The 12293-nt window shown below is 72.7% G+C and carries 12 protein-coding genes and 1 pseudogene; 6 read left to right on the top strand and 7 right to left on the bottom strand.

Annotation, left to right across the window (positions count from 1 at the left end; genetic code table 11):
* Positions 1-67: 67 nt before the first annotated feature.
* Entirely contained in the window at positions 68-487 is a 420-nt protein-coding gene (locus tag ACFYOH_RS14755; protein WP_388625505.1) for a Zn-ribbon domain-containing OB-fold protein, read from the top strand.
* A gap of 98 nt (positions 488-585) precedes the next feature.
* Here ACFYOH_RS14755 and ACFYOH_RS14750 read toward each other — a convergent pair whose 3' ends face one another.
* Both ACFYOH_RS14750 and ACFYOH_RS14745 read right to left on the bottom strand, forming a co-directional pair.
* Complete coding sequence (locus ACFYOH_RS14750; protein ID WP_388625503.1) at positions 586-972, bottom strand: PPOX class F420-dependent oxidoreductase; 387 nt, start codon at positions 970-972, stop codon at positions 586-588.
* Positions 973-982: 10 nt separating this feature from the next.
* A complete protein-coding gene (locus ACFYOH_RS14745) occupies positions 983-2197 on the bottom strand; it encodes a MalY/PatB family protein (protein WP_388625500.1) in 1215 nt (404 codons plus the stop codon).
* Positions 2198-2384: 187 nt separating this feature from the next.
* On the opposite strand from ACFYOH_RS14745, the gene ACFYOH_RS14740 reads away from it, so the two are divergent.
* Entirely contained in the window at positions 2385-3173 is a 789-nt protein-coding gene (locus ACFYOH_RS14740) for an SAM-dependent methyltransferase (RefSeq protein WP_388625964.1), read from the top strand.
* A 134-nt stretch (positions 3174-3307) separates the two neighbouring features.
* The gene (locus ACFYOH_RS14735) at positions 3308-4699 is read left to right on the top strand and encodes a S1 family peptidase (RefSeq protein ID WP_388625497.1); all 1392 of its coding nucleotides are present in this window, start codon (positions 3308-3310) and stop codon (positions 4697-4699) included.
* Positions 4700-4796: 97 nt separating this feature from the next.
* Here the strand turns inward: ACFYOH_RS14735 and ACFYOH_RS14730 are convergent, their stop codons facing one another.
* Complete coding sequence (locus ACFYOH_RS14730; RefSeq protein ID WP_388625495.1) at positions 4797-4982, bottom strand: hypothetical protein; 186 nt, start codon at positions 4980-4982, stop codon at positions 4797-4799.
* Positions 4983-5081: 99 nt separating this feature from the next.
* Positions 5082-6230, bottom strand: coding sequence for an ROK family protein (locus ACFYOH_RS14725; protein ID WP_388625492.1), 1149 nt, complete (start codon positions 6228-6230; stop codon positions 5082-5084).
* 134 nt (positions 6231-6364) lie between these two features.
* On the opposite strand from ACFYOH_RS14725, the gene ACFYOH_RS14720 reads away from it, so the two are divergent.
* Positions 6365-7567 carry a Gfo/Idh/MocA family protein gene (locus ACFYOH_RS14720; RefSeq protein WP_388625489.1) on the top strand — a complete coding sequence of 401 codons (1203 nt, stop codon included), beginning with the start codon at positions 6365-6367 and terminating at the stop codon, positions 7565-7567.
* A 42-nt stretch (positions 7568-7609) separates the two neighbouring features.
* Here ACFYOH_RS14720 and ACFYOH_RS14715 read toward each other — a convergent pair whose 3' ends face one another.
* Entirely contained in the window at positions 7610-8305 is a 696-nt protein-coding gene (locus ACFYOH_RS14715; RefSeq protein ID WP_388625486.1) for a L,D-transpeptidase family protein, read from the bottom strand.
* Positions 8306-8418: 113 nt separating this feature from the next.
* Positions 8419-9018: a maleylpyruvate isomerase family mycothiol-dependent enzyme gene (locus tag ACFYOH_RS14710; RefSeq protein WP_388625962.1), complete on the bottom strand. Its 600-nt coding sequence runs from the start codon at positions 9016-9018 to the stop codon at positions 8419-8421.
* Positions 9019-9029: 11 nt separating this feature from the next.
* Here ACFYOH_RS14710 and ACFYOH_RS14705 point away from each other — a divergent pair.
* Positions 9030-9835, top strand: a pseudogene (locus ACFYOH_RS14705) (LysR family transcriptional regulator); the annotation flags it as partial.
* 243 nt (positions 9836-10078) lie between these two features.
* Entirely contained in the window at positions 10079-11467 is a 1389-nt protein-coding gene (locus tag ACFYOH_RS14700) for a pyridoxal phosphate-dependent decarboxylase family protein (protein ID WP_388625960.1), read from the top strand.
* A 4-nt stretch (positions 11468-11471) separates the two neighbouring features.
* Here the strand turns inward: ACFYOH_RS14700 and ACFYOH_RS14695 are convergent, their stop codons facing one another.
* Positions 11472-12260, bottom strand: a complete 789-nt coding sequence (locus ACFYOH_RS14695) for an SDR family NAD(P)-dependent oxidoreductase (protein ID WP_388625483.1) — start codon at positions 12258-12260, stop codon at positions 11472-11474.
* Between the last annotated feature and the right edge of the window lie 33 nt (positions 12261-12293).

Genomic DNA, 12293 nt, shown 5'->3' with positions numbered 1-12293 from the left:
GCGCACGCGTGTGCCCGGTGCGCGCCGGACACGCGGGATTCCGGCCGAGCGCAGGGAGTTGACCAGCGTGTACCACCACTCAGCAAGCGCCTCGCATCCGGCGGCCGGTTCCGCGGCGGGTGTTCTCGACCCCGTCTCCGCGGACTCCAGGGACGCCATCGTCTTCCAGCGGTGCACCTGGTGCGGCACCGCGATGTACCACCGGCTGCTGTGTCCGGTGTGCCAGGGCAGCGAGCTGCGCACGGAGCGCAGCGAGGGCGTCGGCACGGTCCGGCACTCCACCGTGGTGCACCGCAACACGCCCGCGGCACGCAATGTCTCACTGATAGAGATGGCCGAGGGATTCGTCGTACGGGGCCGGGTCATGGGCCCGCCGATCGGCATCCACAGCGGCGACCGGGTCCGGCTGTCCACCGCCCAGGATCCGGTGCGGGGCGAGCCGGTCTTCCAGCTGCTGGACGAGCCGTACCGGGGCGCCTGGACCTGACGGCACCGCGCCGCCGTCCCCGGCGCCTCGGCTCCGGGGGCAACTCCCTTGCGGGAGCAGGCTCGGTTCCGGGCGGCCCGCACTCCGCGGGGGTCGTCTCACTCCGCCAGGGTCACCCGGATCCCGACCGTTCCGTCCAGTCCGCGCCGCAGCCGGCTGCCCAGCAGGGTGAGGCGGCCGACGATGCCGTACTTGCGGGCGATGAGGTCCCGGTAGCGGGCGGTGGTGGCGGCGTCGGTGATCTCCGCGGCGGCCGGCACCTGGTCGCCGGTGGGGTTGCCGCGCAGGTCGCAGGGGCCGACCAGGACGTCGGCGCGGCGGCGGATCCGCTTGACCTTGAAGCTGTCGGCGGTCGTCCAGACGCCGAGGGTGTCACCGTCCCGGACCACCCACACCGGGGTGGCGACGGGGGTGCCGTCCCTGCGATGGCTGGTGACCAGCAGGTACTTGCCGGAGCCGAGCCGGTCCAGCCGCGTGTCGTCCATGCACGGCAGTCTAGGAGGCCGTACGGCTCGTGCGCGCCCCGCTCGGTCGTGCCAGGGCCGCGGCCATGCGCCGTACCCCCTCGGTGAGGATGTCCGGAGAGGTCGCCAGGTTCAGCCGTACGTGCCCCGCGCCGCCGGTGCCGAAGGGCAGGCCCGAGCTGAGGGCGACCCGGCCGCGGTCGAGGAAGACCTGTGCGGGGTCGTCGCCGAGGCCGAGGGCGCGGCAGTCGAGCCAGGCGAGACAGGTGGCCTCGGCGGGGTGCAGGCGGATCGCGGGCAGCTGCTCGGCGAGCAGGCCGGTGAGCAGTCGCCGGTTCGCCTGAAGTCCGGTGAGCAGGGCGTCGAGCCAGCCGGTGGCCTCGCGCAGGGCGGCGGTGTGGGCGATGACGCCGAGGTGGCTGGGGCCGTGGCCGACCTCCTCGGGCAGCCGGTCGAGGTCGGTGGCGGCCTTGGGTCCGGCGAGGGCGAGGGCGGCTTTGAGGCCGGCCAGGTTCCAGCCCTTGGAGGCCGACATCAGGGACAGGCCGCGTTCGGCGCCGGGCACGCTCAGGTACGGCACGAAGGTGACGCCGGGGAAGACGAGCGGGGCGTGGATCTCGTCGGCGACGACCCGGACGCCGTAGCGCTCGGCGAGGGCGGCGACGGCGGCCAGTTCGTCGGCGGTGTGCACGGTGCCGGTGGGGTTGTGCGGGCTGCACAGCAGGAAGGCGGCGCGGCCGGTCCCGGCAGTCGCCTCCCGGAACGCCTCCTCCAGGGCGGCCGGGTCGATGCGCAGGCCGGGGCCGAGCGGGGCTTCGACCACCCGGCGCTCCATGTGCGTGACGAACTGGAAGAACGGCGGATACACCGGCGGGTTGACGATCACTGGATCGCCGGGCCCGGTGACCAGTTTGAGCATCTCGACCACACCGAGCATCACGTCCGGAACGATCGCGGTGCGCTCGACGGCGATCCCGTCCCAGTTCCAGCGTGCGACGGCGAACGCGGCCAGCGCCTCGGCGTAGGCGGTGCCGGCGGGGTATCCGGTGTCGCCGAGGGCGAGGGCGTCGGTCGCGGCTCGGACGACGGGTCCGGCGAGGGGTACGTCCATCTCGGCCACCCACAGCGGCAGCACGTCCTCGGGGTAGGTGCGCCACTTCATGCTGGTACGGCGGCGCAGCTGCTCCAGGCCGAGGGTACGCAGCGGGTCGGGTTCGCCGGGAACGGCGTGCGGGATGCGGGTCATGGGGCTCACGATAGGAGTCCGTGCGGGGCGCGGGAACGACCGGAACGCCCGGGAGCCGAGCGGAGATCAACTCGGGCGCCGGGATTGCGTCTTGAACGGTGTGTCCCTCGTCCGGCAACTCATCCATACCCAGGAGCTGACCCACGTGACCGACAACCCGGCAGCCCCCGGCGACGCGTCCGTGTAGCTGCGTGCCCGTATCGACACCGGCCGGCCGCACACCGCCCGGATCTGGAACTACTGGCTCGGCGGCAAGGACAACTACGAGGTGGACCGCGCGGCCGGCGACCGCATCCGCCAACTGCACCCCGGCATCGGGGAGTACGCGCGTGCCGACCGGCTGTTCCTGGGCCGTGCGGTGCGCCACCTGGTCGGCGAGGTGGGCATCCGGCAGTTCCTGGACATCGGGACCGGGCTGCCCAGCGCCGGCAACACGCACGAGGTCGCCCAGCGGATCGCGCCCCAGGCGCGGATCGTGTACGTCGACAACGACCCGCTGGTCCTCGCGCACGCGCGTGCCCTGCTGACGAGCACGCCAGAGGGCCGTACCGACTATCTGGACGAGGATCTGCGCAATGTCGAGGCGATCCTCGAACACGCGGCGAAGACGCTGGACTTCAACGAGCCGGTGGCGCTGATGCTGCTCGGCGTGGTCATCTTCATCGGCGACGACGAGGACCCGTACGGCCTGGTGCGGCGGTTGACGGACCGGTTGCCGGCGGGCAGCCACCTGGTGCTGTCGCACACCGTCACCCACCCGGCGATGCCGGACGTGGACGAGGCGGTGACGTTCTGGAACGAGCACGGCACCCCGAAGCTGACCCAGCGCACCCCCGAGGACGTGGCCCGCTTCTTCGACAGTCTGCAACTGCTGGACCCCGGTGTCGTGTCCTGCTCGCGCTGGCGCCCGCAGGACGACCACGGGGCCGAGCCGGAGGAGGTCGCGATGTTCGGCGGGGTGGCCCGCAAGGGCTGAGCTCTGCCCTCCGAAGCCGAGCGCTGAACGCCCGGGCCCCCGGGCGCGTATGGAGGTACGGGCCCTCGACGACCCGAGGGTTCCGCGCCGCCGGCACGGGCGGCGCGCGTTCGGTTCGGCTTCGGGAGCCCTGCATGCGGCACGCACGACGACGGATCGTCAGGCGGGTGACACGCCTGGCGGCGGTCGGCGGACTCCTCCTGGGCGGCGCGATGGTCGCCCAGGCGGCCATGGCGAGCGAGACACCCCCGGCCGCGGCCAGGCCGCTCGCCGCGTCGGGCGCATCCGGTGCCGGGGGAACCGGGACCGCGCTGGTGGCGCGGCTCGGCACGGCACGGACGGCGGGCAGCTGGATCGGCGCCGACGGGCGGCCGGTCGTGGCGGTGACCGACGAGGCGGCGGCGCGGGAGGTGCGGCGCGCGGGCGCCGAGGCGAAGGTCGTGGCGCACAGCATGAACGAGCTCAAGTCGGCGACGGCGGCGCTGCGTTCGGCGCCGCGGGTGGCGGGTACCGCGTGGGCGGTGGACTACCGGACCAACCGGGTCCTGGTCAGCGCGGACAGCACGGTGTCCGCGAGCGACTGGTCCAGGATGAGCCAAGTGGCCGCGAAGGCGGGGAGCTTCGTGCGGATGGAGCGCACGAAGAGCACGTTCACCACGCGGCTGAACGGCGCCCAGCCGATCCTGTCGACGGGGGGCCGCTGCTCGGCGGGGTTCAATGTGACGAACGGGCAGAGCGACTTCATTCTCACGGCCGGCCACTGCGGTCCCGCGGGATCCACCTGGTTCGCCGACAACCAGGGGAATCAGCAGCTCGGCCGGACGGTGGCCAGCACCTTCCCCGGCAATGACTTCTCGCTGGTGCAGTACGCCTCCGGCAGGGCCGGTGACGGCGCCGACATCGTCGCGATCGGCGGCGGCAACGGAGTGCGGATCACGGGGCTCGCCGATGCGGCGGTGGGACAGCGGGTGTTCCGCAGCGGCAGCACCAGCGGACTGCACGACGGGACGGTCACCGCGCTGAACGCGACCGTCAACTACCCCGAGGGGACGGTCACCGGGCTGATCCAGACCAATGTGTGCGCCGAACCCGGCGACAGCGGCGGCCCGCTGTTCTCCAACGGGATCGCGCTCGGTGTGACCTCGGGCGGCAGCGGTGACTGCACGACGGGCGGGACGACGTTCTTCCAGCCGGTGACGCGTGCGCTGGCGGCGCTGAACGTGAAGCTGATCGTGTCGGCGCAGAACGCCGGTGGTGCCGCCGGGAAGGCGTCCCCCTCCCCCGCGCCGTCCGCCTCGGCCGCGCAGGGCGCGGTGGCGCCGAACGCGGCCTCGCCGGGTTCCGCGGCGCCGGTGACGGGCGCGCAGGGCGAGACGCTGCTGGCTCGGCTGACGGACACCCGGAACCTCGGACCCGGGCTGCTGGTCATCGCGGGCAGCCTGATCGCGCTGGTCGCGACCCGCTACATCCGGGCCGAACAGGACCGCAAGGCCTATCAGCGCTACTACTCGGCGACCTGGGGCTGACGCGGGCGACGGGGTGACGCGGGCGACACGAGAAGGGCACCCGTGCGCTCACGGGTGCCCTGAAGGTAAGGGTACGGTGCGGTCCGCGCGAGGTCGGTCAGGCCGCCCGCTGCGACCGCGGGGCCGCGGCGGCCCACTCCATCACGAGGCGCTGGTACTCCGCGCGCTGCTCGGTGGTCAGTGTCCCGCCCGACCGGCGCCACAGGGCCCTGATCTCCTCGTTGACCTCCGCGGCCGAGCGCTCGGGGGCGGCTTCAACAGTGGTGGACATGCTGTGAAGCATATGCCGATCGAGGTGAAGGCGCTGTGAGTAAGTACACCCGAGGCGGACATTCCGGACGTGGTGCTCATCACGTCGATGTGTCAAGCCTGGGACGGGAGTTCACACCGGGCCCTCACCCAGTACCAGCACCTGGATCGCCAGCACCGCGGCGCCGCGTGCCCAGTCGTGGAAGTCGGACACCTTCGTCTCCAGGTCGACCGGGTCGGCCAGTGGATGCCGGTGGGCGCCGATCGTCTCGCGGACCGTGTTCCCGGCCACATCCATCAGGCCGACCCCCTCTCCGGCGAGCAGGATCTTCTGCGGCATCGCCAGGTTGGCGATCTGCGCGACGAGGGTGCCGAGGGCCCGGGCGGCCTCGTCGATCACCCGGGTGGCCATGGGCTCGCCCGCGGCGGCGCCGGCGAGGATCTCCTCGTAGCTGGCGTCACGGCCGGTGGCGGCGCGGATCTGGTACTCGATGCCAGGGATGGTGAGCAGCGACACGGCACTGCCGCGTGCGCCGCTCGGGGTGAGCGGGCCGTTCGGGTCGATGATCCAGTGATGGCCGAAGCCGTGACCGTCCTCCGCGAACGGTACGCGCCTGCCGCCGAGCACCAGCCCGTACCCGATCCCGGCGCCGATGGTCAGGACGGCGAAGCGGTCGAGTCCGCGGCCGGCGCCGAACCACGTCTCGGCCTCGACCAGGGCGGCCACGTCGTTCTCCACGACGACCGGCAGCCCGGTGCGCTCCCCGACCAGCGCGGCGAGCGGAACGTCCCGCCAGCCGAGGAACGGTGACTCGGCGACCACCGCGCGTTCGCGCACCAGGCCGCCCACGCCGATGCCGATGCCCGCGGGGGCGGGGTGCCCCTCGGACAGGGTGGCCGCCAGCTCCGCGAGCAGTGCGGCGACGGCGGCCGGGTCGTGTGTGACGAGCGGCCGGTCGAGCCGTGCGGTCACCTCGCTGCGCAGGGTGGTGACTACGCCGTAGACCATGTCCCCGGTGATCTTGAAGCCGAGGAAGGAGCGGACGTCGGCCACGACGTCGAGCGGCTGTGACGGACGGCCCTGGCGTGCCTGGGCCGGGCCGGCCGTCCCGGAGCTCTCGGCCAGCAACCCGGACTCCAGCAGCGGCTTGGTCAGCCGGGTGAGACTGCCCTGGGAGAGCCCGAGTCGCCGGGCCAGCTCGGTGCGGGACAGCGGTCCGTGCACGAGCACCTCGATCGCCACGGAGCGCTCCGCGGGGCTCAGCGGCAGCCAGCTGGTCATGGAACGAACCCCTTGTCCTTCCTTTTCTTTAGACTCAGAAGTAATCACCCCAACCCTACGCGGTCGATGGTGCGCCACAGAACATCCATCCCACCCCTTGACGGTGTGATTCTTCCGCATCAAAAGTAATCGGCATGACTTTCTCTCTTGGTATCGTCGGCGCCGGACAGTTCTCCGGTCAGTTCGCCACGCTGTTCCAGGCCCATCCCGGCGTCCGTCACGTCTACGTCACCGACCTGCTGCCCGAGCGGGCCGAGCGGCTCGCCGCCGCGCAGGGTCTCGCCGGCACCTTCCCGTCGTACGAGGCCATGCTGGAGTCGAAGGCGGTCGACGCCGTCGCGGTCTTCACCCAGCGCTGGACGCACGGCCCGCTGGTCCTCGCGGGCCTCGGCGCGGGCAAGCACGTCTACTCCGCCGTCCCCATGGCGATCACCGCGGAGGAGATATCCGCGATCATCGACGCGGTACGGGCGACCGGGCTTACGTACATGATGGGCGAGACCAGCCAGTACAACCCGGCGACCGTGCACGCCCGCAACCAGATCGCCCAGGGTGCCTTCGGCCGGCTCTTCTACGCCGAGGGCGACTACGTGCACGACATGGACCTGGGCTTCTACGAGGCCTACCAGTACAGCGGCGGCGACAACTGGAAGACGACGGCCAGCTATCCGCCGCTGCTGTACCCGACGCACTCGGTGGGCGGGGTACTCGGGGCCTGGCGCACTCACGCGGTGAGCGTGTCGGCGATCGGGGTGCGGGACGATCGCGGTGACGGCGTTTTCGATCGTTCGGTCAGCCAGTTCGACAACGACGTGTCCAACGCGACCGCGTTGTTCGAAGTCGCGGGCGGCGGATCGTTCCGTACGAACGAGTTCCGGCGGGTCGGCTATCCCTCGCACATCCGCGAGTCCCGGTTCCGGTTCTTCGGTACGGAGGCCAGCATGGAGCAGCTGGCGACGGTGGCGCTGTGGCAGGACAAGAACGGGGTGAAGGACATCAGCGAGCTGCTGGAACCCAAGCCGACCCTGGCCCCCGACGATCCGTCCCTGGCGCACATCGCGCCGGACCTGCGGGCCGCCTTCACCTCGGGTTCGGCGCCGGTGCACGAACGGGCGCGGCTGCCACGGGAGTTCGACCACCTGCACAACGGCCACGAGGGCAGCCACCACTTCCTCGTGGACGACTTCGTCACCGCGGTCAACACCCGCTCGCTGCCCTCGGTGAACGCATGGGTGGCCGCCCGCTACACCCTGCCGGGCATCGTCGCGCACGAGTCCGCGCGGCAGGGCGGGGCCCGGCTGCCGATCCCCGACTTCGGGGACGCGCCGGAGGCGTGACGGTCCGGGCGGCGACGGACTCGGGTGCCGCCCGGGTGGTGATCAGGTGCCCGGCTTGCGGCCGTACACGAAGACGTCGTCGCCCGTCTTCAGCAGCGACCAGTACGCCTTGGCGTCCTTGGTCGTCATGTTGACGCAGCCGTGCGAGCCCGGCGGGTTCCACATGCTCAGGTTGACCGAGTGGAAGGCCTGGCCGCCGTCGAAGAACTGGCTGTAGGGCATCGGCACGTTGTAGACGGTCGAGACGTGGTGGAGGTCCCGCCAGTAGATCTTCTTCAGGCCGGTGCGGGTGGTGTAACCCTTGCGGCCGGTACGCACGGGGACCGGTCCGTGGACGAGTTTCCTGCCGTCCTGGATCCAGCTCAGCTGGAGCGTGAGGTTCACACAGGCGATCCGGCCCTTGTTCACCGGGCACGCGCCGTCCTTGTTCGGATTGTTCCCGACGGCCTTCTGCTTGTTCATCAGGTCCATCACGCCCCAGGTGACCGGGCCGGCGTAGCCGATGTCGGGCACGATGCCGTGCTTGTCCTGGAAGGCCTTGATGGCCTGGCAGTCGGCGGCGGACTGCTTGCCGTCGACCGGCAGGCCGAGGAACTTCTCCACCTGCTTCTGGTACGGACCCGTCTGCGTGGTGCAGCTCGCGGCCTGGGCCGGTGCCGCGGTGAAGGCGAGCGTGAGCGGCGCCACCAGTCCCGTGACGCCCAGCACGACGACACCCCGTCTGCGTATGTCCCCCATGTGCAACCCCTTCTCCCCAACTCGCCCAGGGCCTGCCCCGGGTGCTCCCCTGCGCGATGCCCGCGATCTCGGACTACTAGACCTGCGCGGGGGTCCGGGGGTTGTGGTTCCGGTCAGGCTGTGACGAAACGGTGAACTTCCTCGCCGCGCAGCCGGCCGGCGGGCAGCTTGCGGCCGTACGCGACCAGCAGGAGGTCCTGGCCTCGACCGTGAAGGGGGGCGCCGGAGCCGAAGAACCAGTCGACGTCGTCCGCGCACAGCCGGACGCCGGTGAGGTCGGTGCCGAAGATCCGGAAGGCGCGCGGGTCGACGGCGTCCAGCAGGATCCGCCGCCGGTCCTCGGGTACCTCTCGGTCCAGCCCGAGGGTGACAGTGACGTCCAGGCCGTGCACGACGTCGTGGCCGAGGGCCGCGGCGAGGCCGCCGACCGGGGGCGTCCAGGGGTGGTGGGCATGGGTGCGCAGGAACCCGGCGAGTACGGCGTCCGGGTGGGCGGCCGCGTCCCGGCGGGCGAGCCGGTCGGTCACGCGGTGCAGGCTGCCGCGCGCCTTGACCAGCTCCACCAGCACCCGCGCCGTCGGATGGCGGAACCCCATCGACATGTGCGCCACGACCTCCCGCACCCGCCACCCCGCGCACAGACTGGGCGCATTCCACTGCTCGGGCGTCAACGCCTCGAAGAGATCGGCCAGTTCTCGACGCTCGGCGGCGATGGCGGCGGCCGTTGCGGCCCTGTCTGCTGCGGTGTCTGCTTGCCGGGTTCACCCGGGCCGCGGCACGGCTGCATCTGGCCCAGCCCGGGCTGAGCGCGCAAGTACGGCAGCTGGAGCGGGAGTTGGGACAGCCGCTGCTGGACCGCTCGGGCCGCTCCGTGCGGCCGACGGAGGTGGGTGAGGCCGTACTGCCATATGCGCGGGCCGCGCTCGCGGCGGTCGACGGGGTGCGGCAGACGGTGGCGGAGTACACCGGCCTGCTGCGCGGCCGGGTCGCCGTCGGTCTGGTCCCCGGCACCCTCGCGCACCCCTTCGACCTGGCCGGACAGCTGGCGGACTTCCACGAGGCGCACCCCCAGGTGGAGGTCACACTCACCGAGGACACCTCCGACCGGATGCTGGCCGCGCTGCGCCGTGGCGAGCTGGACCTCGCGGTGGCCGGTGTCGCGGAGGAGGCGCCGCCGGGCATCGCGCACCACGTGGTGATCGACGAGCCGCTGGTCGCGGCGGCCGTCCCCGGACACCCCCTGCTCGCCGAGTACGACGGCTGCGCCGCCGTTCCGCCGGCGGCCCTGCGCGGGCACCGGCTGATCGGCCTACCGCGCGGGACCGGGGTGCGCGGTGTCCTGGAACGGCTGTGCGCCGAGGCGGGTTCCGGCCGCACATCGCGTTCGAGGCGGCGACGCCGGACGCGTTGGGCCGGCTGGCGGCTCGCGGGCTCGGGGTTGCTGTCCTGCCCGGTCTCGGCCCCCGGCCGGGCCTCACCGTCCTCCCCCTGCAGGACTCACGGGCACGCGGCCGGGTGGCCCTGGCGTGGCGGGCGGAGGGGCCGATGCCACCGGCGGCGCGAGAGCTTCTGGGGCGACTGTGGGAGGGATGGGCGGGGGCGGCTGAGCGCCGTCCGGAGGGTCTGGCCATTGCCGGGTACGGGTGCACGGGTGGCTGGTCGCGCAGTTCCCCGCACCCCTTCCGGGCGCTCGTAGCTGCGCGCTCCCGTCCAGTCCACTTCCCCGGAATTGGACCGGGTCCGTGGCTGCCCCGTCCCTCTACGCTGCGGCACATGCACCCCATCCTCGCCGAGGATCTCTCCCGGCTCCCCGAACTCCTGCAGTCCGCCCGCGATGTCGCCGTCCGCGAGGCGGCGGGGCTGGCCGAGCGGCCGGTCGCCGCGCCCGGCGGGGCGCCCACGCGGGCTCCGCTCCCGGAGGACGGCGCCGGCGGGGAAGCGGCGCTCGCACGGTTCGCCGAGCGGTGGGCGCCTGGGTTCTCCGGCTCCGCCGGCCCCCGCTACCTGGGCTTCGTCACCGGTGGCGCGACCCCCGCGTCGGTGGCCGGGGACTGGCTGACCTCGGCGTTCGACCAGAACCTGTCCGGGGCGGGCGGCTCCTGGGCGCAGGAGCTGGAGCGGGAGACGGTGGCCTGGCTGCGCGAGCTGTTCGGGCTGGGCGAGGCGCACAGCGGGGCGTTCGTGACCGGGGCGACCGCCTCCAACACGGTCGGGCTGGCGATCGGCCGGGAGTGGCTCGGCGAGCGGCTCGGTGTGGACGTCTCGCGGGAGGGCGCGGCGGCGCTCGGCCCGGTCGAGGTGCTCTCCGGCAGCCCGCACTCCAGCGTGACCAAGGCGATGTCGGTACTGGGGCTGGGCCGCGACCGGCTGCGGAAGGTGCCGCTGCTGCCCGGCAACCGGGAGGCCGTGGACGTGGCCGCGCTGGAGTCGGCCCTCGCGGACCTGGACGGCCGGCCGGCGATCGTCGTGGCGAACGCGGGCACCGTGAACACGGTCGACTTCGACGATCTGCGGGCGATCGCCGCCCTGAGGGAGCGGTACGGCTTCTGGCTGCACGTGGACGCGGCGTTCGGCGGCTTCGCCGCGCTGTCCCCCGAGTACGCCGCGCTGGTCGACGGTCTCGACGCGGCCGACTCGGTCTGCGTGGACCTGCACAAGTGGCTCAACGTCCCCTACGACGCGGCCGTGCAGTTCACCCGCCGCCGCGACCTTCAGGTCAGGGTGTTCCACAACGCCTCCCCCTATCTCGGCCTGCCCGCCGGCGAGCCCGACTTCCTGCATCTGACCCCGGAGAACTCCCGGCGGCTGCGCGCCCTGCCCGCATGGTTCTCGCTGGTGGCCTACGGACGTGCCGGGCATCGCGAGATCGTCGAACGGAACGTGACCCTGGCGCGCCGGCTCGGCGCGGGCATCGACGCGCTGCCGGGCCTGAGGCTGCTGGCACCGGTCCGGCTGAACGTCGTGTGTTTCGCCCTCGCCGAGGACCCCACGCAGGAGCGGGTCGACGCACTGGCCCGGGCGGTCGCCGATTCGGGTGAGGCGTATGTGACGCCGACGGTGTACGGCGGGGTGCCCGGGCTGCGGGCCGCCTTCAGCAACTGGCGCACCACCGAGGCCGACACCGAGCGGGTGCTTCAGGTGCTGGCGGCGGCCTCGGGCTGACGGTTCAGGGGTGCCGCAGGGCCACGCGGAAGCCGGTGTTCACCGCGGTGAGCCCGCCGTCGACCACCAGGGTGGTGCCGGTGATCCAGGCGGCGTCGCGGGAGGCGAGGAAGGCGACCGCGGCGGCGATGTCCTCGGGTTCGCCGACCCTGCCGAGCGGGTAGAGCGGGCGGATCGCGGCGAGTTCGTCGTCTCGGCCCTCCCACGCCGAGGTGCGGACCGTGCCGGGCACCACGAGGTTCACCCGCACGCCCCGGCCCGCCGCGTGCCCGGCGAGGGTTCGGGTGAGCGAGCCGAGGCCGGCCTTGGCGGCGCTGTAGGCGTGGTTGCCGAAGTCCTGCTGCCCGTTGACCGAGCCGATGCCGACGATCGCGCCGCGTCCGGAGGCGGCGAGGTGGGGCAGGGCGGCGCGGCAGCAGCGGTAGGCGCCGGTGAGGGTGACGTCGAGGTCCTGGGCCCATGCCTCGTCGGACTCCTCCTCGAAGAGCGGGGCGTCCGGGGTGCAGTGGGCGGCGCAGTTGACCAGCACGTCGAGTGAGCCGAACGCGGCGACGGCGTGGGCGACGGCCGCCTCCACCGAGCCGCGGTCGGCGGTGTCGCACGCCAACGCCTCGGCGACCAGTCCCTGTTGGCGCAAGCCGGCGGCGGTCCGTTCGGCTTCGGGCAGGTCCCGGTCGGTGACCAGGACCTGCCCACCCTCCTCGGCGAGCCTCCGCGCGACGGCGGCGCCGATGCCGCGGGCCGCGCCGGTGACGAGAACTCCGTGTCCTGAGAAGCGGGTGTGATCGGTCATGGGGTGACCGTACGGCCCGGCGAGTTCTGTCGG

This window comes from Streptomyces sp. NPDC007856 (genome assembly GCF_042868225.1).
Lineage (GTDB): Bacteria > Actinomycetota > Actinomycetes > Streptomycetales > Streptomycetaceae > Streptomyces.
This window is presented reverse-complemented; position numbering and strand designations above follow the sequence as displayed.

Coding starts and splice junctions, on each gene's coding strand:
- ACFYOH_RS14750 (WP_388625503.1), bottom strand. CDS start 972: ATGGACGACACGCGGCTGGACCGGCTCGGCTCCGGCAAGTACCTGCTG.
- ACFYOH_RS14745 (WP_388625500.1), bottom strand. CDS start 2,197: ATGACCCGCATCCCGCACGCCGTTCCCGGCGAACCCGACCCGCTGCGT.
- ACFYOH_RS14735 (WP_388625497.1), top strand. CDS start 3,308: ATGCGGCACGCACGACGACGGATCGTCAGGCGGGTGACACGCCTGGCG.
- ACFYOH_RS14730 (WP_388625495.1), bottom strand. CDS start 4,982: ATGCTTCACAGCATGTCCACCACTGTTGAAGCCGCCCCCGAGCGCTCG.
- ACFYOH_RS14725 (WP_388625492.1), bottom strand. CDS start 6,230: ATGACCAGCTGGCTGCCGCTGAGCCCCGCGGAGCGCTCCGTGGCGATC.
- ACFYOH_RS14720 (WP_388625489.1), top strand. CDS start 6,365: ATGACTTTCTCTCTTGGTATCGTCGGCGCCGGACAGTTCTCCGGTCAG.
- ACFYOH_RS14715 (WP_388625486.1), bottom strand. CDS start 8,305: ATGGGGGACATACGCAGACGGGGTGTCGTCGTGCTGGGCGTCACGGGA.
- ACFYOH_RS14700 (WP_388625960.1), top strand. CDS start 10,079: ATGCACCCCATCCTCGCCGAGGATCTCTCCCGGCTCCCCGAACTCCTG.
- ACFYOH_RS14695 (WP_388625483.1), bottom strand. CDS start 12,260: ATGACCGATCACACCCGCTTCTCAGGACACGGAGTTCTCGTCACCGGC.